Annotated in this window: 20 protein-coding genes; 6 read left to right on the top strand and 14 right to left on the bottom strand. The window is 58.9% G+C overall.

All coding sequences use genetic code 11. From position 1 onward, the window contains the following. Nucleotides 1–72: 72 nt before the first annotated feature. Nucleotides 73–1,014: a D-2-hydroxyacid dehydrogenase gene (locus tag ACTQWD_RS04810; protein WP_441559395.1), complete on the top strand. Its 942-nt coding sequence runs from the start codon at nucleotides 73–75 to the stop codon at nucleotides 1,012–1,014. 286 nt (nucleotides 1,015–1,300) lie between these two features. Here the strand turns inward: ACTQWD_RS04810 and ACTQWD_RS04815 are convergent, their stop codons facing one another. Then, complete coding sequence (locus ACTQWD_RS04815) at nucleotides 1,301–2,686, bottom strand: M18 family aminopeptidase (RefSeq protein WP_441555070.1); 1,386 nt, start codon at nucleotides 2,684–2,686, stop codon at nucleotides 1,301–1,303. Nucleotides 2,687–2,847: 161 nt separating this feature from the next. Between ACTQWD_RS04815 and ACTQWD_RS04820 the strand changes: the two genes are divergently transcribed. Continuing rightward, nucleotides 2,848–3,933, top strand: a complete 1,086-nt coding sequence (locus ACTQWD_RS04820) for a carcinine hydrolase/isopenicillin-N N-acyltransferase family protein (RefSeq protein WP_441032925.1) — start codon at nucleotides 2,848–2,850, stop codon at nucleotides 3,931–3,933. A gap of 140 nt (nucleotides 3,934–4,073) precedes the next feature. Next, a complete protein-coding gene (locus tag ACTQWD_RS04825; RefSeq protein WP_441559396.1) occupies nucleotides 4,074–5,153 on the top strand; it encodes a 6-phosphofructokinase in 1,080 nt (359 codons plus the stop codon). 514 nt (nucleotides 5,154–5,667) lie between these two features. On the opposite strand, the gene ACTQWD_RS04830 is transcribed toward ACTQWD_RS04825, so the two are convergent. Both ACTQWD_RS04830 and ACTQWD_RS04835 read right to left on the bottom strand, forming a co-directional pair. Next, entirely contained in the window at nucleotides 5,668–8,433 is a 2,766-nt protein-coding gene (locus tag ACTQWD_RS04830; RefSeq protein WP_441559397.1) for an FtsX-like permease family protein, read from the bottom strand. Nucleotides 8,434–8,438: 5 nt separating this feature from the next. Further along, nucleotides 8,439–9,140: an ABC transporter ATP-binding protein gene (locus tag ACTQWD_RS04835; protein WP_441559398.1), complete on the bottom strand. Its 702-nt coding sequence runs from the start codon at nucleotides 9,138–9,140 to the stop codon at nucleotides 8,439–8,441. Nucleotides 9,141–9,454: 314 nt separating this feature from the next. Between ACTQWD_RS04835 and ACTQWD_RS04840 the strand changes: the two genes are divergently transcribed. Beyond that, nucleotides 9,455–10,690, top strand: a complete 1,236-nt coding sequence (locus ACTQWD_RS04840; protein ID WP_441559399.1) for a chloride channel protein — start codon at nucleotides 9,455–9,457, stop codon at nucleotides 10,688–10,690. Between the two features lie 206 nt (nucleotides 10,691–10,896). On the opposite strand, the gene ACTQWD_RS04845 is transcribed toward ACTQWD_RS04840, so the two are convergent. The 3 genes from ACTQWD_RS04845 to ACTQWD_RS04855 form a co-directional block, all read right to left on the bottom strand. Further along, a complete protein-coding gene (locus ACTQWD_RS04845) occupies nucleotides 10,897–11,475 on the bottom strand; it encodes a methylated-DNA--[protein]-cysteine S-methyltransferase (RefSeq protein ID WP_441559400.1) in 579 nt (192 codons plus the stop codon). A gap of 703 nt (nucleotides 11,476–12,178) precedes the next feature. Further along, nucleotides 12,179–13,204 carry an aspartate-semialdehyde dehydrogenase gene (locus tag ACTQWD_RS04850; RefSeq protein WP_427794441.1) on the bottom strand — a complete coding sequence of 342 codons (1,026 nt, stop codon included), beginning with the start codon at nucleotides 13,202–13,204 and terminating at the stop codon, nucleotides 12,179–12,181. A gap of 219 nt (nucleotides 13,205–13,423) precedes the next feature. Then, a complete protein-coding gene (locus ACTQWD_RS04855; protein ID WP_154514910.1) occupies nucleotides 13,424–14,812 on the bottom strand; it encodes an aspartate kinase in 1,389 nt (462 codons plus the stop codon). Nucleotides 14,813–14,915: 103 nt separating this feature from the next. On the opposite strand from ACTQWD_RS04855, the gene thrC reads away from it, so the two are divergent. Further along, nucleotides 14,916–16,433 carry a threonine synthase gene (thrC, locus tag ACTQWD_RS04860; RefSeq protein ID WP_441068465.1) on the top strand — a complete coding sequence of 506 codons (1,518 nt, stop codon included), beginning with the start codon at nucleotides 14,916–14,918 and terminating at the stop codon, nucleotides 16,431–16,433. A gap of 203 nt (nucleotides 16,434–16,636) precedes the next feature. Further along, nucleotides 16,637–17,518 (top strand): homoserine kinase, encoded by an 882-nt coding sequence (thrB, locus tag ACTQWD_RS04865; RefSeq protein ID WP_154514914.1) that lies wholly within the window; start codon nucleotides 16,637–16,639, stop codon nucleotides 17,516–17,518. Nucleotides 17,519–17,913: 395 nt separating this feature from the next. On the opposite strand, the gene ACTQWD_RS04870 is transcribed toward thrB, so the two are convergent. The 8 genes from ACTQWD_RS04870 to grcA3 all read right to left on the bottom strand — a co-directional run bounded on the left by ACTQWD_RS04870 (nucleotide 17,914) and on the right by grcA3 (nucleotide 24,820). Continuing rightward, nucleotides 17,914–18,546: a helix-turn-helix transcriptional regulator gene (locus ACTQWD_RS04870; RefSeq protein WP_441559401.1), complete on the bottom strand. Its 633-nt coding sequence runs from the start codon at nucleotides 18,544–18,546 to the stop codon at nucleotides 17,914–17,916. 31 nt (nucleotides 18,547–18,577) lie between these two features. After that, nucleotides 18,578–19,261, bottom strand: coding sequence for a DUF3990 domain-containing protein (locus ACTQWD_RS04875; RefSeq protein ID WP_441559402.1), 684 nt, complete (start codon nucleotides 19,259–19,261; stop codon nucleotides 18,578–18,580). Nucleotides 19,262–19,362: 101 nt separating this feature from the next. Next, nucleotides 19,363–19,953, bottom strand: a complete 591-nt coding sequence (yihA, locus tag ACTQWD_RS04880; protein ID WP_055252447.1) for a ribosome biogenesis GTP-binding protein YihA/YsxC — start codon at nucleotides 19,951–19,953, stop codon at nucleotides 19,363–19,365. A 42-nt stretch (nucleotides 19,954–19,995) separates the two neighbouring features. Next, a complete protein-coding gene (mtnN, locus tag ACTQWD_RS04885) occupies nucleotides 19,996–20,733 on the bottom strand; it encodes a 5'-methylthioadenosine/S-adenosylhomocysteine nucleosidase (protein WP_441540234.1) in 738 nt (245 codons plus the stop codon). Nucleotides 20,734–20,812: 79 nt separating this feature from the next. After that, nucleotides 20,813–21,745 carry a serine hydrolase gene (locus ACTQWD_RS04890; protein WP_441559403.1) on the bottom strand — a complete coding sequence of 311 codons (933 nt, stop codon included), beginning with the start codon at nucleotides 21,743–21,745 and terminating at the stop codon, nucleotides 20,813–20,815. Between the two features lie 413 nt (nucleotides 21,746–22,158). Continuing rightward, nucleotides 22,159–22,977, bottom strand: coding sequence for a pyruvate formate-lyase-activating protein (gene pflA / locus ACTQWD_RS04895; RefSeq protein WP_441559404.1), 819 nt, complete (start codon nucleotides 22,975–22,977; stop codon nucleotides 22,159–22,161). 186 nt (nucleotides 22,978–23,163) lie between these two features. Then, nucleotides 23,164–24,018 (bottom strand): DegV family protein, encoded by an 855-nt coding sequence (locus tag ACTQWD_RS04900; protein WP_441559405.1) that lies wholly within the window; start codon nucleotides 24,016–24,018, stop codon nucleotides 23,164–23,166. A 550-nt stretch (nucleotides 24,019–24,568) separates the two neighbouring features. Then, nucleotides 24,569–24,820, bottom strand: a complete 252-nt coding sequence (gene grcA3, locus ACTQWD_RS04905) for an autonomous glycyl radical cofactor GrcA3 (protein ID WP_055252439.1) — start codon at nucleotides 24,818–24,820, stop codon at nucleotides 24,569–24,571. Between the last annotated feature and the right edge of the window lies 1 nt (nucleotide 24,821).

A 24,821-nucleotide genomic window follows, 5' to 3' on the forward strand; every position in this document is an offset into this window, starting at 1 on the left:
TATTTGAACGTTTTGCCAGATAAAACCTGCCAAAATAAACCTGTCCCTTTTTGGCAGGTTGAGCGGAGAGGAATGCTTGTGAACATCCTGGTTTTGCTGCCCGTCAACGACCGCCATCGTGCAATTCTTGAGTCGAGCGCTCCGGGCGAGGATTTTATCTACACGAGCGCCGGCGATATCACGCGCGAACAGGTCGCCGATGCCGACGTGATCCTGGGCAACATCGACCCTGACATGCTCACGGCATGCGACCATCTCCAGCTGTTACAATTGCAGACCGCCGGCTATGACGACTACCTTGCCGCCGGCACCGTGCCGGCTGAAGCCAAGCTGTCTTGCTCGATCGGCGCCTACGGTCAGGCCGTGAGCGAGCACATGTTTGCCATGGTCCTTTCCATGATGAAGCGCCTGCCCGGCTATCACGACTTGCAGCGCGAGCATCGCTGGGAGGATTTGGGGCCGGTCGCCTCGCTCAAAAACGCCAACGTGCTGGTGCTGGGCGCAGGCGATATCGGCGGCCACTTTGCCACGCTCTGCCGCAGCATGGGTGCGCATGTCCGCGGCATCAAGCGCCATCCGCTCGTCTACCCCATTGTGTTTGAGGACATGGACGGCATGGATGCCCTGTCTGAGCGCCTGGCAGAGGCCGACATCGTCGCATCCTTTATGCCCAGCACGCCCGAGACCCGCGGTCTGGCGAACGCCGAGTTCTTCGCCGCGATGAAACCGGGCGCGTTCTTTGCCAACGGCGGCCGCGGCGATCTTGTGGTCGCCGACGACCTGGTTGCCGCTCTGGAATCGGGACATCTCGCCGGCGCCGCGGTCGACGTCACCGATCCCGAGCCGCTGCCCGCCACAAGCCCGCTGTGGGATGCACCCAACATGCTCATCACGCCGCATGTCTCGGGCTGGTTCCACCTGGCCGCCACGCTCAATAACGTGGTCGACATCGCCGCGGAGAATCTGCGTCACCTGCAGGCCGGCGAAACTTTACGTTGTTGGATTGAGCATTAGATTGTTCCGGCGTTTTACCAAACGCCGGAACCCCTCGACGCTGCGAGCCCGCCGTTTGGCCAATCTGCCGTTCAATTTCAAAGGCGCGACCAGAAGGTCAGCGCCTTTTCATTTCACGGCACCTTGGCTCAAACGGCGGGCTCTCGCTGACTTTTGCTCTACCTGCGGCGGTTCCGCTGGCGTCGGCTTCATCTGCAAGCCTTAGCAGCTCCGTCTTACCGTTGACATTGCGGCATTTGCCCAGATAAAACCTGCCAAAATAAACCCGTCCTTTTTTTGGCAGGTTTTAGAGCTCCACACTTTCGGCACCGTTGATGTTTAGGTCGCGCTCGTAGAAAGCCGTGAGGGCACGAATCGCGTACATCACGTCGCGCACACCACCGGTCTCGTAGCTCGAGTGCATGGCCAGCTGCGGCAGGCCCACGTCCACGGCGTGCATACTCGCCTGCATATTGGACAGATTGCCGAGCGTGGAGCCACCCGCCATATCGCTCTTGTTGGCAAAGGCTTGCGTGGGCACGTCTGCGTCATCGCAGATGGCCTGGAACACTGCGCGGCTAAAGGCATCGGTGCAGTAGTGCTGGTTGGCGGCTTCCTTGATGACGATACCGCCGTTGAGCACGACCTGGTTGTAGGCATCGCACTTCTCGGCGTGGTTGGGATGCACGGCGTGCGCGTTGTCGCAGCTCACGAGCATCGAGGCGGCAAGCGCGCGGTGATACGATTCGTCATCAAAGCCCAGCGACCCGTTAATGCGACGCAACGCATCGGCCAAGAACGTCGACATGGCGCCCTGCTTGGTCTCGGAGCCAACCTCCTCGTTGTCGAAGCAGCAAAAGACCGAGATGTCATGCGCATTCTCGGCACTCAAAAATGCCTGCAGCGAGGTGTAGGCACAGGCTAGGTCGTCGAGCTTGGGCGTCGAGATAAACTCGTCGGCCCAGCCCCAAATGCGCGCGTCCTGACGATTGACCAGAAACAGATCGCGGCCCAAAATCTGCTCGGGCTCGACGTCCAGTTCGTCGGCGATCAGAGCATCAAAGTCGCCCTGCTTAAGCTCGCCGGCGCTGATGAGCGGGCACAGGTCGACAGCGCGGTTGGGTGCAAAGCCCTCATTGACGCCACGGTTCATATGGATAGCAAGGCTCGGAATGATAGCGACCTCGCGCTCGGTGGCAAGCAGGCGGCTCTCAATACGGTCGCCCTCGCGCACCAGCACGCGTCCAGCCAGCGCCAACGGGCGATCGAACCAGGTGTAGTCGATCATGCCGCCGTAGGCCTCGGTGTTCAGGCGCAGCGTCTCGCCCGCGCCGTCGAGCTCGGGCACGGCCTTGACCTTAAACGTCGGAGAATCGCTGTGCGACGCCGTGAGCTGAAAATGATAGTCGCCGGCAACGCCGTCCTCGCCCCACGTCGCGGCCAGGTCCTCGCCCACCTTAAAGGCGATAACGCTCGAGGTGTTGCGCTGCGTGTAATAACGCCCGCCCGGCTCGATGTCCCACGCCGCATTCTCGGGCAGGTAGGTAAAACCCGCCTCGTCGAGCTCGGCCATAATGGTCGCCGCCGTATGGAACATGCTGGGGCACGCCTCGATAAAGTCGATAAGGTCGTTGGCGGCCTCGATATCGTCGGCCGTCACATGCGCGCGCTCGGGCGTTTCCTGATCCGTCATGCTCTCCCCTTTCGCTGGGTTGATGGTCCCCTCCAGCATACCCCGCCACGCCAGCGCCGCACTCTTCATTCCATGTTTAATCCCATGCCGCTCACTAGGTTGAGCCATCATGCCCGCGCTCCTTTTGCGATAATTACGCTAACAGGACGAGAGGAGCCGTCATGAAGCCACGTAACATTGCCATCGCCTGCGGTGTCGCGGGAGTCGCCGTCGGCCTTGCCGCTGCCACCGGTATCGTTTACCGCAAGCAAATCAAGTCCGCCGCGTCGCTCAAACGCTTGACCGGCTACGCGGATGGCTATGACCTGTACGCAATCGACATCGCCTACGACTACGATCTTGATCGCATCATCGCCGCTGGCGTGCGCGACGACCAGGCCTACATCGATGCCGTGGTGGCGCAGGTGCTGCCCGGTGTGCCGGCACATGTCCAGGCTCCCCAGTTTGCCTGCAGCGCTTTTGTCGCCGTAGATGCCGAAGGCCGCGTGCGCACCGGTCGCAATTACGACTTTAAGGACGACACCTCGGCGCTGCTGGTGCGCAATCACCCACGCGGCGGCTATGCCTCCATCGGGTTTGCCGCCCTTAACAACCTGGGCGATAACACTCCGCTTGACTCCATCGCCGGACGCGCCGCCGCACTCATGGGTCCGTTTGCCCAGCTCGACGGTATTAACGAATGCGGCGTGTCCGTTGCCGTACTCACCCTGGATTCCAAGCCCTGTGACCAGGACACGCAACGCCCTGTCATCAATACCTCGCTCGCCATCCGTCTGGTACTCGACCGTGCCGCCACCACACAAGAAGCTGTCGACCTGCTTTCCGCCTACGATATGCACGCCATGGCAGGACGCGATTATCACTTCTTTATCAACGACGCCACCGGTGACGCGCGCGTAGTAGAGTGGGATCCGCACGATCCGGACCGCGCTTTCAAAGCGACTCCTGTACGCCAGGTTACGAACTTCTACCCCTGCTATGGCGACGAAGTGCTGCCCAACCAAAAGAACGGCGAACTGGGCCATGGTAAAGAGCGCGCCATCGCAATCGCCGATGTCCTTGACGCCCATGTCGGTGCCCAGGACGAAACGATTGCCTGGGAAGCCCTGCGCGCCGCAGCGCAAGAGCCCAATCCGGAAGACATCACCAGCAATACGCAATGGTCGGTCGTCTTTGACAATACCGAACCCGCCGCCGCTATTACGCTGCGCCGCCACTGGGGCGACGTCGACGCCTTCGCACTGTAAGGAGCCAGGCCCGTCGACCTTCCGCTCGCCTGACGTTGTTTACATTTCTATACGTTTGAGCTAACACGTTTTACCCCCGTATCAACAGTGTGCGGGGGTAAACTTATGCGCATGTTATAACTTGCCCGGAAGGATTCATCATGCTTAGGATCGGTCTTCTTACCAGCGGCGGCGACTGTCAGGCGCTCAACGCCACCATGCGCGGCATCGTCAAAACGCTTATGACCAATAGCGAAGAACCTATCGAGATCTATGGTTTTGAGGACGGCTACCAGGGCCTTATCTACAGCAGGTTCCGCGTCATGACGCCCGCCGATTTTAGCGGCATCCTTACCCGCGGCGGCACCATTTTGGGCACGAGCCGCACGCCGTTCAAGCGCCTGGACATTCCCGAGGCCGACGGTGTCGAGAAGGTGCCTGCGATGGTCCACACCTATCACAAGCTGCAACTCGACTGCCTGTTTATGCTGGGCGGCAACGGCTCCACCAAGACTGCCAACCGCCTGCGCGAAGAGGGCCTCAACGTTATCGCTCTGCCCAAGACCATCGATAACGACACCTGGGGCACCGAAATGACGTTTGGCTTTACGAGCGCCATCGACGTCGCCACCAAGTGCATCGACGACATCCACACCACCGCCTCGAGTCACGGCCGCGTGTTCGTTATCGAGATCATGGGCCACAAGGTTGGCTGGATCCCGCTGTACGCCGGCGTCGCGGGCGGCGCGGACGTCATCCTGATTCCCGAGATTCCCTACGACATGGGTAACGTCATCAAGACCATCGAGCATCGCATGGAGACCGGCAGCCGCTTTACGATCGTGGCCGTCGCCGAGGGCGCTATCTCCAAGGAGGACGCGGCGCTGTCCAAGAAAGAGTACAAGAAGAAGCTCGCCGAGCGCACGAGTCCGTCGATTGTCTACGACATTGCCAAGGAAATCGAGGCCAAGACCGGTCGCGAGACCCGCGTCGCCATCCCCGGCCACACGCAGCGCGGCGGTCAGCCCGACGCCCAGGACCGCATCTTTGCGACCCAGTGCGGCGTTGAGGCGGCACTGGGCTGCCTACGCGGCGAGTTTGGCTACATGATTGCCCTGCGTGACGGCAAGATGTGCCACATGCCGCTCGAGGAGGTCGCCGGCAAGCTCAAGTTTGTCGATCCCCAGAGCGACCTGGTACGCGAGGCCAAGGCGCTGGGCATCAGCTTCGGCGACGAATAGCCTCGGCCGAAATCCATCCCATCGGGCCCTCCGACCCCGCCCGACGTATTTCGATTTGGCTCCTCCCTTGACTCCGTCAAAGGTCGCCAATCGAAATCGTCGGTCGGGGTCGGAGGGCCCTGCGTTTACATGCTCGCCGAGGCTATTCGACTTCTTGCTGCGGGTGCCTAGGGCAGGAGGCGCCGTGCATTTTTGGGAGTTTTCAGCAGCCGAGGGTGCCTGCATACTGAATTTTGGGCGAAAGGCAGGCGCCATGGGCCGCATCTTGTAAAAACGAGCGGCTCTTGAGGCGTTGGGAGCTCAGAATCAGGGCTTTCAGCGCAGTTTTGTGCACCCGCTCCCATACTCGTGGACTCCGGAATGCTGAATTCTCCGGAATTTGCACGCCGCCCCTGGGGGGTACCTGCGGGTAAAAAGCAACCGCCCCGCCAAAATATGCATTCTGCAGGGCGGTTTATGCAATAAAGCGACTGCGGCACGTCACAGCTCGCTACAACTTGAATCCAAGAACAGGTTACTCGGCGCTCTTGAGGGCACCGACCATGTCAATCTTGTTGAGGGTTCGGTTGGTGGCGATGTTGACGATAAACGTAAAGCCAAACGAAAGCACCACAGCGAGCACGAAACTCAGCGGCTCGACCTCAACATCAAAGTACAGCGACGGCATCTGAAGAACGTACGTAAAGCTCTCGGCAAGCAGGCCACCCAGCGGCACGCCCAGCGCGGTGCCAATCGCCGTAAGGATCAACGTCTCCTTATTGACGTAGTGGTGCACCTCGCCACGGCGGAAGCCCAGCACCTTGATGGTCGCCAGCTCGCGTTCGCGCTCCGAAATATTCGTATTAGACAGCGTAAACACCACCACAAACGATAGGCACGCCGCCATAAAGGTCACAAGCACTACGACCGAATTGATAATCGTAAAGTTCGACTCATAGTTCTCCCAATGCTCGGCCGTACTCGAAATCGTAAGCCAACCGTCGCTCTTAAGCTTCTTGCTAAACGCAATCTGGTCGGCCGACGAGCCCTTAAGCAGCACAAAGATGCCGTTAAGACGCGCGCTTCGACCGAACGCGCGCTCATAGGTGCCCTGCGTCATATAAAGCGTGTTGCCCAAATAATTGAGCGAGATATCGCTAACCTTGACCTTGGTAACATTGAGCGACGAATCCTGGACCTGCGCCGTATCGCCCGGCTGAATCCCCAGCACCAGCTGTGAACTCTTGCTTAAATACACGTCCCCGTCACGCAGGGCGAGCGGTTCTTTGGACTCATCCTCCAGGCGCACGTAATCGTCCAGGTCATTCGTGCGGTCATCGGGCACCACGATGAGCTGTACGGTCTCGCTCTTACCGCCAAACGTAAAGGTGACGTTGTCGGTCATAATCGGCAGGGTCGAGGTCACGCGTACGCCGGAGTCGCTGGCCGCGCTACGCTCTTCCAGCGCCGCACACGTCTGAGCATAGTCATCGGGATTGGCGACCGCCAACAAGTCATAGCGCGTGATGTGCCCGTACTGTTTGGGCGAAAGCGCCACCGACGTATCGCGGATGCCCATACCGCAGATCACGAGCGCCGTGCAGCCGGCGATACCGAAGATGGTCATAAAGGCACGTTTTTTGTAGCGGAACAGGTTACGCGCTGTCACCTTGTTCAAAAAGCCCATGCGGCGCCAAATAAAGCCGATGCGCTCAAGCAAGATGCGCGAGCCGGCTCGCGGGGCCTTGGGACGCATAAGCGAGGCTGGGGTCTCGGCCATCTCGTGGCGGCAGGCGATAATCGTGGCACCCACCACGCCCACGGCAAACAGCGCCACCGAGACGATCGAAGACACGATGTCGTACGAAAGCAGCATCTGGGGCAGTGAGTACATGTCGTCGAACACCGTAAACAGGAACAGCGGCAACCCCACAAATCCGATGATGTTGCCGAGTACGCCGCCGAACAGACATGCCCACAGCGAGTAGTCCACGTATTTGGACAGGATTCGCCCGCGTGAATAGCCGAGCGCCTTGTACAGGCCAATGAGCGTGCGCTCCTCCTCGACCATACGAGTGGCGGTGGTAAGGCTGATGAGCACGGCTACGACGAAGAAAATAAATGGGAAAACCGTGGCGATGGCCTCAATCGAAGAGCTGTCGCTCTCGACGCTTGAGTAGCTTGCGATGTTACCGCGATCCTGGATGTACCAAGTGCATTCGCCCAGATCGGAAAGCTCGGCGCGTGCATCGGCAAACTGCTGGTCGGTGGCGGCGCGGCGCTGGTCCAAATCGGCCTGAGCCCGAACACGCTCCTCACTGCCCTGGGGCATGCGGTTGATGTTGTCCTGCTCAATCCCAAAGAGCATATTCGCCTGGCGCTCGGAGGCATCCAAGCTTGCCGGCGCGTCGACCGTCAGCTCTTGGGCGCGCACCTTCTCACGCTCGTCGCGAATCTTCTCGATATTACCCTTGACCTCGTTGATCTTTGTCGTGTAGGCATCTGAATAGGAGTTGAGGCTCTTGGCTCCCTCGACGATCACGTGGACCGCGGAGTAGGAAGAAGATGTCGCGGCATCCTCGCTCACATAGAACTTATAGTCCGCAGCCGAAGCAGCGCGAAAGGCGTTGACTGTCGAGTCGGAGCTCACATCAGTAGGATCGAGGACCTCGGCCGTAATGGTGTAATCACCCGCGGCAAACTGGTCCTTGGCGCTTTGGTTCGACGAGCTCGCGTCATTGGCGGCAAAACTCACCGTGTCGCCGAGCTTTTTGCCCGAAGCCTTCAGGAACTTCGAAGTCACCGCGACCTCGCCGGCGCTCTCGGGCAAATCGCCGCTCACCAGCACCGGTTGATCGATATTCTTCCCAGAAAGGCTCTGCACGACTACACGCTCGCGCGTGGTACCCACGGCGGTGTAGGCGGTCTCGGTGTAGATGCCCTCGGCCGTCTCGACGCCGTCGACCTCTTGAATGGCCGCAAGATCGTCGCGCGTAAGGCCATAGGTCGACTGCACGTTAATGTCATAGACATTCTGCTGGTCAAAATAGACGTCGACCGAATCGCGCAGATCCTCGCAGCCCGCCTTAAGACCGCACATCACGCTCACGCCGAGCGCGGTAATGACCACGATAGATAGGAAGCGCTTAAGACTGCCTCGGATTGTGCGGGAGATGCCACGGCGAAAAACCGTCGGCGCCATATCATTTGAGCTTTGAGCGGTACGGTAGGTCGCGAACTCCCGATCGTGACCCACGTGCTCCGTATCGTGGTTTTGGCTGTTTTGGCGATCTTGGTCCATGGGCGCTACCACTCGATCGTCTCGATAGGCACGGGATTTTGCTGGACCGTCTCGCTCTCCACACGACCGCTCTTAAAGCAGATCAGGCGATCGGCCATGGGCGCGAGCGCGGAGTTGTGCGTGATGATGATGACCGTAATGCCCTGCTTGCGGCAGGTATCCTGCAGCAGCTGCAAGATCTGCTTGCCGGTTTTGTAGTCGAGCGCGCCCGTGGGCTCATCGCACAGGAGCAGCTTGGGGTTCTTGGCCAGTGCGCGGGCGATGGACACGCGCTGCTGCTCGCCGCCCGAAAGCTGCGCGGGGAAGTTGGCGAGGCGCTCGCCCAGGCCAACCTGGCGAAGTGTCTGTTCGGCATCGAACGAATCGGGGCAGATTTGCGCCGCGAGCTCGACGTTTTCGAGCGCCGTCAGGTTGGGAACCAGGTTATAGAACTGGAAGACAAAGCCGACGTCGGCGCGGCGGTATTCCACGAGCTGCGCCTCATTGGCGGAACTCACGTCGCGCCCATCCACCGTTACGGTGCCGGAAGTCGCCGTATCCATGCCGCCCAGAATGTTGAGCGCCGTGGTCTTGCCGGCACCCGAAGCACCCAGGATAATGGCGAGCTCACCGCGCTCGACCGTAAAACTCGCGCCGTCCAGCGCGTGAATGCGGGCGTCACCCTTGCCGTATGCTTTGACGACGTCTTTGAATTCGATATAAGCCATCGATTAATTCCCATCTGGTCGGATAACTCTTTAGTATTACCCATTTCGCACCGACCAAAAAGGGACTGGTTTATTTTGGCAGGTTTTATATGGGGAAACGAGGGGTGCGGGCAGGCACCAGGACTGTCCACGGCAACCATTTGACCCAAACCGTATCCACCGCTATGATGCCGCTGCGGAATGAATGTCTCCGTTGGGTGCGCCAGCCAAGCTGCCGCGTTACCCTAAACCGCCTTGTTGCTGATGACTTCTGCTGTTACGTGAGCCCCTAGGCATCACGCTGCGGCAGGAGTCTTTTTTGTTTTGGAGGAGAAGTGTCGGAAAGCAGCGCATCGAGCAGAATCAAACGTCTGCTCAACACCTATAGCGGTCTTGTGCTTATGGGTGCCGTCGGAATCCCCGTCGGTATCATCGTTGGCGCCATCTGCGCGCTCTTTGGACGCGTGCTTTTGGCGATCGGCGCCTTCCGCGACGAACACATCACCCTGCTCATCCCCTTCCTCGCCCTTATGGGCCTTGCCATCGTGTTTGCCTACCGCGCTTGGGGCAAGGGCACCGACCGCGGCATGAGCCTGGTATTCGACGTAGGCCACGGGCGTGAGGACGCCATCTCGCCGCGCTTGGTGCCGCTCATTATGCTGAGCACGTGGGGGACGCACCTCTTTGGCGGCAGTGCGGGACGCGAGGGCGTGGCCGTGCAGATCGGTGCAACCGTCTCACATTGGATCGGCCGACGTCTACCTTTCCGAGACCCCGGCAACACGTTTTTGCTTATCGGCATGGCCGCCGGCTTTGCCGGGCTCTTTCGAACGCCCCTTGCTGCCACGGTCTTTGCTATCGAAGTACTGGTCGCAGGACGCATGGAATACCGCGCGCTGTTTCCCGCGCTTACAGCCTCGCTCGCCGCAAGTATGGCCTCCGGTGCCCTGGGACTCGAGAAGTTCGAGGTCGCCGTTGTCGCCTCATGCGCGCTTGACCTCCCCGGTCTTGGACGGCTTGCGGTACTAGGCATCGCGTTTGGTATGGTAGGCGGTGCTTTTGCCTGGTGCCTTGCCCATGCCAAGACCCTTGCGGCGCGGCTGCTCCCCAACCCCTATGCGCGCATCGCCGCTATCGGCATCGCGCTATCGGCGATTCTGTTCGCACTGTGGCAGGGTCGATACTGCGGCCTTGGCACCAACCTGATATCGGCGGCGCTCAACGGTAACGGTAAGGTCGCCATCATGCCTTGGGACTGGGCGCTCAAATTCGTACTCACCATCGCCACACTTGCCGCAGGATATCAGGGTGGCGAGGTGACGCCGCTGTTTTCCATCGGAGCCAGCCTGGGCGTCGTACTCGCCGGGATTCTCGGCATGCCCGCCGAGTTCTGCGCCGCGCTGGGCTACGCAGCCGTCTTTGGCAGCGCCACCAATACGCTGCTCGCACCCATCCTTATTGGCTGCGAAGTCTTCGGCTTTGGTAATCTGCCGATGTTCTTTATTGTCTGCGTCGTGGCTTACCTGTTCAACATGGATAAGTCGATCTACGCCCTGCAAGAGCGAGCGTAGAAAGATGTCCAAGCAGGTGGTCTCAACCGGAAACGGCGTCCCACTCTGAGGCTGTATTCCGGGACACGGTTTCCGCTTGGGACGCCATTCGGAAAGCGCATCCCGCTTTAAAACGGAATTCCGGGACGTGGTTTCCGTCTGAGTCTCCATTCGGAAAGCGTGTCCCGTTCTTTCACGGCATCTTGGCTATGCAAAGCGCTCGAACGTTATTCCTCGTACGCGCCCTCAAGCCGAAGCAGCCACTCCTTGCGATCGAGCCCGCCGGCATATCCGTTAAGCGAGCCGTCGGCGGCAACCACGCGATGGCACGGCACGATAATCGAAATAGGGTTGCGAGCGACCGCAGCCCCCACCGCACGAGGAGACACAACGGGGTCCTCGTTCCCCGGCACCCGATGGCGGGCGGCGACACGAGCCGCAATCTCGCCATACGTGGCGACCTCGCCACGCGGAATAGAAAGCAGCTCAAACCAGACTTCACGCTGAAACGCCGTACCGATCATATGCAACGGCGGCGTATACAGAGGCTCCTGCCCTGCAAAATAAGCATTCAGCCAAGCCCACGAACGCTCAAGCACCGAAGAAGCCACACCATGAGCCGGACTCGCCGACGACATGCCACCAGCACCGGAAACCGCATCGGCCCCTTCAACATGTTCGGAGTCTTCCCGGAGAAGCGTGGAGCCAAAGTGCTCCTGCCCCTCAAACCAAAGCCCCGTCAGACCGCGGCCATCAGCGGCAAGCAGGATTTCGCCCAAAGGCGAAGCAAACGTCGTCGTGACCACCAGCGGCTCCTTTCAAAACTCCGCACTATAATACCGCGAATTGTGTAGACAACTCCGCAGATACGTCTGGGCAGGAACGCAATTGCTTAAGCGAGGCCGCTTTCCCCAATCAAGCGGAGAAGACGCGGGGCTTCGACGCCAGGGCAGTACCCATGCCAGCTGAGCTCTAATACTTTTCCCGAGAAGTGAACGAGTAAAAACGAGGCCCCGGAGCATCCACACTTTTTGATTACAAAACCGCAGGATTCGCGCAGCAAAGCCGCAGGAAATAGCGGTCAAAATATGCCAATGCTTCGGGGGTCCAAAATAGGTCGTTCACTTCTCGGGAAAAGTATTCAACTTCAATTCACCCCAACCCCAAAGTCACCTCAGGCAGCAGGCGCGAAGCGCCGCAGCTGCCGTCACGGCCCCGCAGTCCCCAAAGGCGGCAGGCGCAAAGCGCCGAGGCCGCCGCCAGGACCAGGGCCCGCAACGGCCACGTGCCCTCACATCAGTCCAGCGGCCCTAACCAACAACGGACCCATCGCAGGCCGCTCGCAGCCGAGTCACTGCAGGCGGGGCCGGGCTCAGCTTTCAGAACACTCCGCAGACCAGTGCGGCGCCTTGTCCGCGGCTCCGAAGGAGCAGGACAAGGCGCCGCACATGGTCGAGGACGTTCTGAAAGCTGAAAGCTGAGCCCGGCCACCGCCGGACAGTTCCACCGCTACTCGCAGAGCAGCTTGGCGATCTGGACGGCGTTGGTTGCCGCGCCCTTACGGATTTGGTCGCCACAGCACCAGAAGGTGATGCCACGCGCGGCCTCGGGGCTCGAGATGTCGCGGCGCACGCGACCGACCCAAATCAGGTCCTGGTCGGAGGTGTCCATCGGCATGGGGAATCGGTCGTGCGCATCCTCGGCACCCAGGTCGTCGACCAGCTTGACACCCGGGGCAGAAGCCAGCGCAGCACGGGCCTCCTCGACCGTAATGTCGCGCTCAAACTCGAGCGTAATGCTCTCGGAGTGCGAGCGCAGCACAGGCACGCGCACACAGGTACAGTTCACGCGCAGCTCGGGCAGGTGCATAATCTTGCGACCCTCGTTTTGCAACTTCATTTCCTCGGAGGTAAAGCCCTCCTCCTTGACGCCGCCAATCTGCGGAATCAGGTTGCTCGCCAACTGGGCGGCAAATGCGCGCGGCTCGGGAATCTCCTCGCCACGACCCAGGGCGGCCAGCTGGGCCTCGAGCTCGGCCATACCGGGAGCACCAGCGCCCGAAGCCGCCTGGTACGTCGAGACGATCATGCGCTTCACGCCGGCGAGCTTGTGCAGCGGCCAGGTGGGAACCAGGCCGATGATGGTTGCGCAGTTAGGGTTAGCGATAAGGCCGTGATGCCACTTGATGTCGTCGGCATTGATCTCGGGCACGACGAGCGGCACCTCGGGATCCATGCGGAAGGCGTGGCTGTTGTCGACCACGACGGCGCCACGCTTGACAGCCTCGGGCAGCAGCTCCTTGGCGATATCGTCGCCGGCAGCGCCGAGTACGATGTCGCAGCCCTCAAAGGCCTCGGGGCAAGCCTCCTCAATAACAACCTGCTCGCCGCGGAACTCGACGGTCTTGCCCGCAGAGCGCGCGCTCGCCAGCAGCTTGAGCTTGCCAACCGGAAACTCCTGCTCGTTGAGGCACTCGAGCATCTGGGTGCCCACGGCCCCCGTCGCGCCCAAAATAGCAACCGTGTACTGTTTCATACTTCCCCCTTTAAAGGTTGTGGCTTTTGCCCGCACGCCGAGCAGGCAGGATATTCTTGCCCAGTGTATACAAGAACGGGGCGGACACGAAACCCACCCCGTCGAAACGAAACCGAAACGAAACGCCCCGCGCTAGATTTTTGGAACATGCCTCAAAACCCACTCGTGCGCCAAAAGGTAGATTTCTAGACATATCCCAAAAATCTACCGGGATGGTCGCTATTTGTGGAGGGCAGCCAGGGCGGGTTCAATCGGTGCAGGAGCCTCCAGATCGGAGACCTTCACAATGCCGTTCTCGTCGGAGAAGGCACGGTAAATGGTCTGAATCGCCAGGTCGAAGTCCTTATCCTCGACACCGATAATGATGTTGATCTCGTCGCAGCTCTGCGAAATCATGCGCACGCTCACGCCAGCCTGGCCGAGCATGCCAAACAGGTGGCCGGAAATACCTGCGCGGCCGCGCAGGTTACGACCGACGGTCGCGATGAGCGCCAGGCCCTCGACAACCTCAATCTCGAGCGGCTCAACCTCCTGCTGGATGTCGCCCACGAGCGAGTACAGCGAATCGTGCACATCCTGCTCCTGTACCACGGCGCCAAAGCGGTCGACGCCGGTGGGCATGTGCTCGACGGAAACGTCATAGCGCTCGAAGACCGAAAGTGCACGGCGCATAAAGCCGACGCGGGGCTTGGTGCGATCGCGGGCCACGTTGATGGCGACAAAACCGCGCTTGCCGGTCACGCCGGTAATGATGGGCTCCGCCTCGCCCTCATCAGCCGTCTCGCTAATGATGGTGCCGGGGTCCTGCGGCGCATTGGTGTTCTTGATGACCAGCGGAATACCCGCCTCGCGCACGGGGAACACGGCCTCCTCGTGAAGGACGCTTGCGCCCATGTACGAAAGCTCGCGCAGCTCCTCGTAGGTAACGCGCGCAATGGGCTGAGCCTCGGGAACAATACGCGGATCGGCAGAGTAGAAGCCCGAGACGTCGGTCCAGTTCTCGTAAAGGTCGGCGTCCAGACACTTGGCCAGGATCGAGCCCGAGATATCGCCGCCGCCACGATCGAGCAGCTTAATCTGGCCCTCACGCGTCGCGCCGTAGAAACCGGGCATAACAAAGCCGCCCTGCTGACCGTACTCCTGCACCAGCTCGGAGGTGCGGTTCATGCTGAGCGTACCGTCGTGATGGAACGCCACAACCGTCGCGGCGTCCAGGAACGGCAGGCCCAGGTACTCGGCCATCAGGCGAGCGGTGAAGTACTCGCCGCGGCTCACAAGCTCCTCGGTGGAGTAGCCGCCCGAGCGGGCGCGCTCGGCAAAGGCCGCGAACTCCTCACGGATGGGATAGGTGAGCTCCAGCTCGTCAGCGATATCAAAATAGCGCTGGCCAATGTCCTCGAGTAGCTCCTCACACGACACGTGATACTTAACGTGCGCGTTAACCAGGTAGAGCAGGTCGGTCACCTTGGTGTCGCCCTTAAAGCGGCGACCGCAGGCGGAAACCACCACAAAACGGCGGGCCGGGTCGGCATCGACGATGGCCTTGATCTTCTTAAAGTGTTCGGCGTCGGCGACCGACGAGCCGCCAAACTTGGCAATCTTAATCATGGGCTGGAGGTTACCTTTCTAAAAGCCTCTGCGAACCTATTTTGCACGCTCTGATACCATGGTTTCACCGATTGGGACCAAGGCATCCGAGGAGCAGTGTTATATGGGAACTTATCATAGTACACGAGGACGCACTTTATCGTGCTCAAGTAAGGTGGCAATCCGCACCGGCATCGCTCCCGACGGGGGTTTGTTTGTCTCGGACGAGCTCGGCACCCAGCAGGTCGATATCAGCTCGCTTGCAGATAAATCGTACTTTGAAATCGCTCAAGATGTGTTGGGAATGTTACTGAATGATTACACGGGCGAAGAAATTTCGGCCTGTGTGAATGAGGCATATCGCGGCACGTTCGCGAGTGAAGAGGTTACGCCGCTCGTCAAACTCGACGCTGCGCCGGGCGCTGACGCCCCTCAGACCTATGTGATGGAGCTCTTTGGCGGCCCCACGAGTGCCTTTAAGGACGTCGCCCTGCAGATGCTCCCCCGCCTCATGGCCCGCACTTCCGCCAAGGACGGCGGCGCCGAGCGCATCATGATCGTCACCGCCACGTCGGGCGACACCGGCAAGGCCGCACTCGCCGGTTTTGCCGACGCTCCGGGCACGGGCATCACCGTCTTTTATCCCGAAGGCAAAGTCAGCCGCGTGCAGAATCTGCAGATGTCCACACAGGAAGGCGATAACGTCGCCGTCTGCGGCATTCGCGGCAACTTCGACGATGCCCAGAGTGCCGTCAAGCGCATCTTTGCCGATAAGGAGCTTGCCGAGCGCTTGGAGGCCGCCGGAACGGTGCTCTCGAGTGCCAACTCCATCAACGTCGGCCGTCTGGTGCCGCAGGTCGTCTACTACTTTGCCGCCTATGCGCAGCTGTTGCGCGCCGGCGCCATCGAGGCCGGCGACGCCGTGGAGTTCTGCGTACCGACCGGCAACTTTGGCGATATCCTGGCCGGCTACTATGCCAAGCGCATGGGTCTGCCCGTCGCCAAGCTCATTGTCGCGAGCGACAAGAACAACGTGCTGGCTGACTTCCTGACCACCGGCGTCTACGACCGCAACCGTCCGTTCTTCACGACCATCTCGCCGTCGATGGACATCCTCATCAGCTCCAACCTGGAACGCATGCTCTACTTCCTGTCCGATGGCGACTGCGAACTTGTTGCCGGCCTTATGGAGCAGCTGGCAAAGACTGGTCACTATGAGGTTCCCGCCGACCTGCTGGCAAAGATTCAGAGCGTCTTTGGCTGCGGCTGGGCCAGCGAGGACGAGGTGCGCGCTGCCATCAAGAGCTGCTGGGATGCGAACGGCTACGTGATCGACCCGCACACCGCTTGCGGCTATCACGTCTTTGAAAATGTCGCTCCCGCCGAGGGCGCCAAGGCCCGTGTGCTGCTTTCGACCGCCAGCCCCTACAAGTTCCCGCGTGCCTGCTGCGATGCTCTGGGGCTCAACGTTCCCGAGGACGACTTTGAGGCCATGCGCGTGCTCGAGCAGGCCACCAATACGGCCGCACCGGCACAGCTCGCCGAGCTCGAGTCCAAACCCGTCCGCTTCGAAGACGTCTGTGACGTCGATGAGATGGCAAGCTACGTCGAGTCTGCAGCAAAAAAGATGGCTACCAACTAAACCCCTCATTAGGCGCCGGCGAAAGCCGGCGCACCTTCTTTTATCAGATAACCCCCGGGATGATGACGAACGCCCACAGCGTGCCTGGCTGTTTAGTTCGTCGCGAGTTCCGCACGCAAAGGAAAGCACTTAATGTGCTTTCCGTCTTGCGCAGGACTGCCCGAGCAGCGAACTAAACAGCCAGGCACGCCAGGAGGACCCACATGATCAAAATCACCGTCCCAGCAACCAGCGCCAACTTGGGCATCGGCTACGACACCCTCGGCATGGCCGTCAGCCTCTACTCGCACTTCACCTTCGAGCGCGCCGACAAGCTCACCATCACGGGCTGCCCCGAGGAGTTCCAAAACGAGAACAACCTTGTCTACGTCAGCTTTGTCGATGCGCTGGCCGCATGGGGCGAGCCGGCTTTTCCCGTTGCCATCGACATTCAAACCGATGTACCCGTCGCTCGCGGCCTGGGTTCCAGCTCCACTTGCGTCGTCGCTGGCATTATGGCCGCCGCCGCACTGACAGGCCACACCGTCGACCGCGCTGAGCTCGTCCGCATTGCCACCGAGGTCGAGGGCCATCCCGATAACGTCGCTCCCGCCATCCTGGGCGGCGCCGTCTGCTCCTTTACGCCGACCGATTCGCTCCCCCAGTGCCTGCGCTACGAGGTAAGCGATCGCTTGCGTTTTATTACCGTGATTCCGCCCTACGAGGTTCACACGAGCGAGGCGCGCAAGGTCGTGCCGCAGGAGATTCCGCTCTCCACCGCCGTATGGCAAATGGGCCGTATCGCCGGCATGACGCGAGGCCTGGAGGCCGGCGACCTCGACCTGATTGCTGCCGCCAATGACGACCGCATCCAGGAGCCCTATCGTCGTCGCCTGATTCCCGACTACAACGCTGTGCGCGACACCTGCCTTAACGGCGGCGCCAAGACCATCTGGATCAGCGGCTCGGGCTCTACCCTTATGGCTGTGACCGACGACACCATCGTGGCAAAATTCCTGCAGGTCAAGCTGCGTGAGCAGTTCCCCAAGTGTGAGACGCATATTCTAACGTGCGACACCGAGGGCGCTCAAATCGAGTACCTGTAGCGCCCTGTCTCATTGCTCTCACCGGTCTCCTTGGGGCTTCCCCTGAAAACGTCCTCGATCATGAATTGCCCCGTCGTGCGGTTCGCGCGACGGGGCAATTCGATCTGCGGATTGTTTTCAGGGGAAGCCCCAAGGAGACCTACGCGACCTCGACAGGATAATCGCATTCGCTGATTTAATATTGCGCTCCTTCGGAGCTGCGGATAAGCGGGCCTCGTGCTGCGGAATGTTTTTAAGGGGATGCCCCCGGGTGGCCCTATGGCAACGTGGCTAGCGATGTCTACAGGAACCCACGCTTTGAAGGGGCGCCGGGCTGAAATAATGGCCTTTTATTGGTAGGAGCTCTTGCTGGGTAGGAGCGTTTACCAGCAACAGGCTTCGACTGTGTGCTTGGTTTACGCCGCACTGGGTTCCTTGTATTCGAAGACTGGTTCTAGGAGGTCTTCGATGTTGCAGTGGAGGGCTTTTGCTATGGCTCTTACGCTTGTTACCGAAGCTTCATTGATGTTTCTCTGGCGCTGCTCGTACATTTGGATTGAGCGGAGTGACACACCCGATTCGTATGCTAGGTCTTGTTGGGTTTTCTTAAGCTTCTTTCTTGCTAACGCAAGTTTGGTTTGCCTGGACGCTTTTTTAGCCATATCGCAGACGAGGCGAACCACTCGTTCCTCCGAGGCTTCGTGCCAGGGGTAATACAGACTGCGCAGCACATCAAATGGAACGACATGCAGCAAATCTTCGAAAGACTCTCCTAGGCGCCACTGCAGGTATGCCAGCATCCAGCCCGCCCAATATTCCTGCGTCTTCTCAAATCGATAGGTGCAGTCCGGTATAGGCCTGTTTTGATAGCCCGACCTTTCAGCGATAAGCGCGAACAGCTCAACACCCGATTTTCCCGACACTACCCATGCGTTGCCGCGTTCAAACTCGCGAGCAACCCCGCTCAGGCAAAAGAGTTCAGCAACTTCAGATCCTTCTGCTCCATAGTCATTGACGGCATAGTCGAAGCAGTCGCCGAGGTTGTTCATTGCGTCCTCGAGGTAGTAGACGGGATATGTCCTACTCGGTCCACGATCTGTTAACTCTTGGATCATTTAAATCAACCCTCCCTGCCATTAAATCCCTAATGTCGATACCTTCGGAATCGAAGCCATTGACCGTATCCAAGTATTTGCGTCGAGCATTCTGCTCTCGCTCAAAACGCTTGGGATAAAACTTAGACCCCGAAGCCCGCTTCCAATCGCAGAATCTAATCATCGAAAATGCGCGCTCGCTCATAAGGGCATATTGGATACCCAAATCACCCAAGCACATGATTCGTTGCAGCTGTCTGAGCGATATCATGCCGCTGACAAACTGTCTTGCAAACGAAAAATAGGAGTCGTCAGCACGATAGCCTCGAATAACGTCATAAGGAGATGTATCAATTAAGCAGTTATCAAGTAGATAGCGAAGCCCTTCACGCGCCAATGGCGTCGAAACATTGAACTCTCTGTTATTCGCCAGAATTGCAAGCCAATTGAGGATTGAAAACTCCCCAGACTCCAAATCCAAGACCGAAAGGCCATCTAAATCAAGCTCATATCGATTGGCAACGCCATCAGACTCGGTCCGGCATGCCCATTCCATCGCCATTTCCTCATGTGGCGTGCAATAAAACCCGCGCCCATAGTCATTGAATTGTCTGCATTTATCCAACGACGGACGTTCGACAACAACCTCCGACCCGTGCCAAAGCTCCATATCGACCTCCGAACAAAAATATCACCCCAGTGATAGTGTACCAACAACTATCACTGGGGTGATATAGATGGATGAATACTATTGTCTGCCAAGAGCCCCTACTAGAGGCAGGCCTCGGCAATGCGGCGCTTGAGCTCGTCGATGCCGGTGCCGGTCTGGGAGCTTGTGATGATTACGTTTTCGGCCGGGACGTTGAGTTGCTTTTTGATGGCTGCCGCTTGGCGTGCCTGCTGGGTGCGGCTGAGTTTGTCGGCCTTGGTGAGGCAGACGATAAAGTTGAACTCGTTGCCCTGCAGGTAGTCGATCATGTCATGGTCGAGCTTGCTGGGGTCATGGCGAATGTCCACCAGCGACACAACCAGGTTAAAGCTGCGCTCGGAGTCGAAGAAGTCGCCGATGAGCTCGGCCCAGCGGTCGCGCTCGGCCTTGGAACGACGGGCGAAACCGTAGCCCGGCAGGTCCACAAAGTGCACGTCGTCGGCCTCGAAGAAATTGATATTGCTCGTCTTGCCCGGCGTGCTCGAAACCTTGACCAGGTTCTTGCGGCCAAAGAGCTTGTTCATGATGGACGACTTGCCCACATTGGAGCGGCCCACAAAGCTCACCTCGGGACAGGTGGACTCGGGGATCTGCGAAACCTTGCCGTAGCTGGCGACGAACTTGGCAAGCTGGTAGTTAATGGAATCGGCCATGGATACTCCTTGGTCGTAGGTTCTTACAATAGGGATGCACGATTACGCAGCGGCGATGCAGCGGACGATATCGAGTGTGATGCCGCTCGCGGTGCGGGCGTACTCGTCCAAATCGAACTCTCGCTCGCAAAACGCGTCATATGCCTCGTCACAATTATCGCTGATAGCACGCAGCACCAGACAATCGACACCGTTCTTGGCTGCAATATGGGCAATCGCAGCACCTTCCATCTCAACGCAATCGGCATGCGTCGCGTCGATGGCGGCGGTGCGCATAGCGTCGCCCGTTACAAAGCGGTCACCTGTAGCGATAGTGCCAACCAGGAACTGCTTAGGGTCCTTCTCCGCAGCGGAATCGGAAGCGTCAGCATCGATAAACCCATGTTCGGCAAGCACGGTGGTGGCGATGTCAACCAGAGCCGGTGTCGAGGCAAACTCCTCAAGCTCCGGCGCCGACTCGGCGATGAGCGCCGTGTCGGTATCCAGATAGCGCAGGCACTTGCCAATAACCACGTCATTGATATGGAGTTTGGAGTTTAAGCCACCCGCAATGCCCGAAAACACAACGGCCTGCGGAGCATATTTGCTGATGAGATGCTGTGTTGCACCAGCGGCGTTTACGGTTCCCATGCCAGCGGTCGTGGCGACCACTGACAGACCGTTGAGCTCGCCGCTTACAACGCTCAAGCCTGCCTCTTGCGACACATGGGCGCCGTTCAGTTCTTCTTTAATCTGCGCAACCTCTTTTTCGAGTGCACCGATGATTGCGATGGCAGGCATACCATCCCCCAAACCTGTGAAAACTGTTTATCCACGGTATGGTACCAGCATTTTGACTCAACCGCGCAATACGAAGCCGTTAGGCCAACGCAGCGCGGGTATCGTAGAGCGCCTTGGCGATGGCGGCCACGGCCTCACTCGAACGGTCACTCCACGGCATCGATGACATGATGCTCATAATGTAGGTGTCGCCATCGACATCGATGAGGCCAGCATCGCACGTCGCATTGCAACCTGCCTCGCTGATCCAACCGGCCTTGTTACGCACCATGACATGGTCGTCCGCAATGCCGTCACGGATAAAGGACCGGGTCGTAGAGGCCAGAAGGCCCGACAGCCATTGCGACGTCTCGCTCTCGCGGCTCAAATACTCGCTCATCTCGCGCCACAACTTGGCCGAGGTGCGCGGGCAGTAGGTTGGGAAATCGCTCATTGGATCGAGCGCGACCTCGTCTTCGACGCCGAGTGCGGCAATCCAATCCTCGTAGCCATCTTGATCAAACGTTGCACGCAACGCGATAAACGAGTCGTTATCCGAGTTGACGACCGAGGTCTCGATCAGGTCGCGAACCGTCAGCCAGCCCATACTGTAGCCGCCATAGGTGCCCAGAGTATCATCGAGCGATACTTGCCCTGTCTCGACCAGTAACTCGCAGACGTAGAGTACATAGAGCGCCTTGTAGCTGCTCGCACCGTACACCTCGGCGTCCGCGTTATACGTCACGCCCTTGCCGCTCGACAGATCGTAAAACACCACGCCCACGTCGCCCAATTCCTGAGCCTGATCAAGGGTATCTTGGAGCGCGGCGAGGCTCTCATCCTCCAGGACGGGGATCTGGTCATCAACCAGTGAGAAGGTCTGCACGGTATCGCCTGAGGGAATATCGTTAAAGTCCGCCTTCGAAAGCCTCGTCTTGAGGCTCGCTGTCGACAGGGTTTGACTTGCGGTGGCTTTAGATTTAGAGACCTTTTTGTTTTGCGTCTGTACCGTTGACGCATCTGAGTGTGCCATTCGCTCCGACGCGTAGGTTTTAGCGGTAATTCCGAGGATAATAACCGCCAACGTTAGCATCCCAATGGCGGCAATCTTCGTCACGCGGATGCGAGCGTCGGAAAGGCCACGCGAAGACGTGCCCTTCGTCTCATATCTGCTGCTATGCTGCGGCACATGCTCGTCCCGCGATGCGTTGTTTCGCACGTGGTCTCCTGATTGCTCCCGTTCATATACGAGCAGCATAATACCGAGCAGGCATTTCTTTCCAAAGATATTCAGAAGCGTTTAAGGTGTCTTTAAAGAAACCACAAGCGTATTTATCCAAATGGCACGATTCTGTTGCGCATCTCACCGCAACCCAGAGAGCAGTCTTTTTAGGACGGGGCTCTTTTAGCTACTTCTCCACCCTACCGGCCCCAAATGAGCTACCCCTAGCCGATGGCGTTTTTGAGTTCCGCGCGGCGCTTTTTCATGCCCGTCATGACGGCGTTGCGCAGCTCGGGGATGCGCGCGGCATCCATCTGCGGAACTCCCTCGAGCTTATAGGGAATCCCCAACTGTTCATACTTGACGACGCCCATCGTGTGATACGGCAGCATTTCCAGGCCCACCACGTTATGCCACGGGGCAATCAGACGACCGAGTGCCTCGCACTCCTCTGCCGTGTCGGTAATGCCCGGTACTACCACGTGACGGATAACGACCTTGATCCTGCGACGCGCCAGCTCATCGCCAAACGCCAGAATGCGCTCAGGATCGCAACCGGTCAGCTTTTTATGCTCGACGGGATCGGCATGTTTAATGTCGAGCAGCACCATATCGGTCTCGTTGAGTACGGCATCGAACTTCTCGGGATGCGCGGGGTCGAACGCATAGCCGCAACTATCCAAGCAGGTATGTACGCGACCATCGGGGTTGTTGTGCATTGCGCGGAACAGGTCGGCCAAGAACTCAGGCTGCAGGAGCGGCTCGCCGCCGGATACCGTAATACCACCGCTGCGGTAAAACTCATGGTTGCTCTGGAACTCGTCTATCAGGTGCTCGACGGTCACCATGGTGCCGCCGTTAACCGACCAGGTATCGGGGTTGTGGCAATACGCACAGCGCATGGGGCAGCCCTGAACAAACACCACAAAGCGGATGCCAGGTCCATCGACCGTTCCCATCGTCTCGATCGAATGAACGCGGCCCAGGGCAAACGCGGAGTCCTCAGGACGAGCGTCCATACCCTCGAGCTTCATCTCAGCCATTCCCGCTACCTTGCCTCTCATTGGTTTTAGCTACATAAATGCCAGAGTCATTCTAGCCTATATGCTTGATGGCGAAACGGTTTAGCGGTCAATTGGATTGTCCTATTTGGCCCCATGCAAAAGCGGCGGGAAGGTTGTCGCAACCCGCCCGCCGCCGAGGCAATAGAAATCGATAGACGCCAGGCGTTACGCCTTGAGCGTGAGCACCGCGCCGAAGGCGGTCGGGCCGCAATGGCTCGAGATGACGCCGCCGACCTGAGTCCAGGTAACGTCCCTAAAGCCCAGGTCGTGCGCATAGACTTCCATGTCGTCGCGCAGCTCCTCGGAAAGGCCTACCGAATACGCCAGGCCAATGTGCGAGTAGTCAATTTCGCCCTTCGCAACCATGTGGTCAATAAAGGCGCGGGCGCACTTGAGCATAGAGCCGCGGAACTTCTTGGTCGCCACGAACTTGCCACCCGTTACCTCAATGCAGGGCTTAATCTTGAGCAGATGGGCGCCTAGGAACGCGACGTTGGACAAGCGACCGCCCGCCTTAAGGAAGGCAAGGTCGGTAGGAACAAAGCCCAGCAACACGCGGTCCATAACGGAGTTCGTAAAAGCAAAGATCTCGTCGACGGTGGCATCGGGATGAGCCTCGATGTATTTGGCGGTCTCGACGACAACAAGCGACTGGCCCACCGAGACAAAACGCGTGTCCATGGAGAACACGTAGTCGCGCCCCTCTGCCGCGATCTTCGAGGACTGATGCGAACAGGTCGTGGCCTCGGAATACGCAAGATGCAAAATGGTCGCGTCGGGCTGCTCGGCGTGAATGCGGTCGTACACGCGAGAGAAATCTGCCGGCGCGCAGCCGCTGGTCTTGGGCATCACGCCAAACTCGTTGCAGCGCGAATAGATCTCGAGCGGATCGATCGAGCCGTCCTCGACGGTCTCGTCACCAATCGTGACATGCATGGGCACACGCACGATGCCGTAGCGTTCGCAGAGCTCTGGCGTCACATCCGAACCAGATTCAACCACGATTACGTACTTGCCCATTCTTATCACGACCCATCTCGACGTTGACTTTTTAATATGTGACGCACGTCCGCCGTCCTGCTACAGAACGGCCTCCAAGCGCCAAAGAGACGCCGTCCCTTGCACAAAACAAAGGACAGCGTCTCCCTGGAAAACTCCGTTCTTAACTGAGATTTTACACGGTTTATTACTAAGTGTTACTTACTCCGCAAACGGTAGCTATACGCGATAAACGGTAGCAAGTAAGTATCCAGAACGCTCAACCCATTAGGAGAGTTCCGCCTAAAGGGTGACTACACAGGACCCCCGCCGGGGCTGTTTGGGCTACCTCCCAAAACATTCCGCAGGACGCAAGAAGCCCTCGCCGCACGAAGTGCGCAGCGAGGGCTTCTTGCATGTCCGAGGACACCAATTTAATTTAGCGTGGTTCCCTAAAGTGCGATAACGCAGGAGACCCGGCAAGGCCGGGAGCACTTTGCCTCGCAAACATTCCGCAGCCGCGAAGCGGCGAGGACGTTTGAGAGGCAAAGTGCGTAGGCCTTACCGGGTCTCCGGTGGGAGTTGAGTCCCTTTAGAACTTGTTGTGGAAGGTACGCGAAATGACCTCGTCCTGCTGCTCCTTGGTGAGCGTGTGGAAGTTCACGGCATAGCCGGAAACGCGGATGGTCAGCTGCGGGTACTTCTCGGGGTGAGCCTGAGCGTCGAGCAGCGTCTCACGGTTGAAGACGTTGATGTTCAGGTGGTGGCCACCCTTCTCGGCGTAAGCGTCGAGCATGTGGACCAAGTTATCGGCCTGAGTCTCGGAAACTTCAGAAACCTTCATA

It is taken from the genome of Collinsella sp. LCP19S3_B6, from assembly GCF_052121815.1.
In the GTDB taxonomy this organism is placed as follows: Bacteria; Actinomycetota; Coriobacteriia; order Coriobacteriales; family Coriobacteriaceae; genus Collinsella.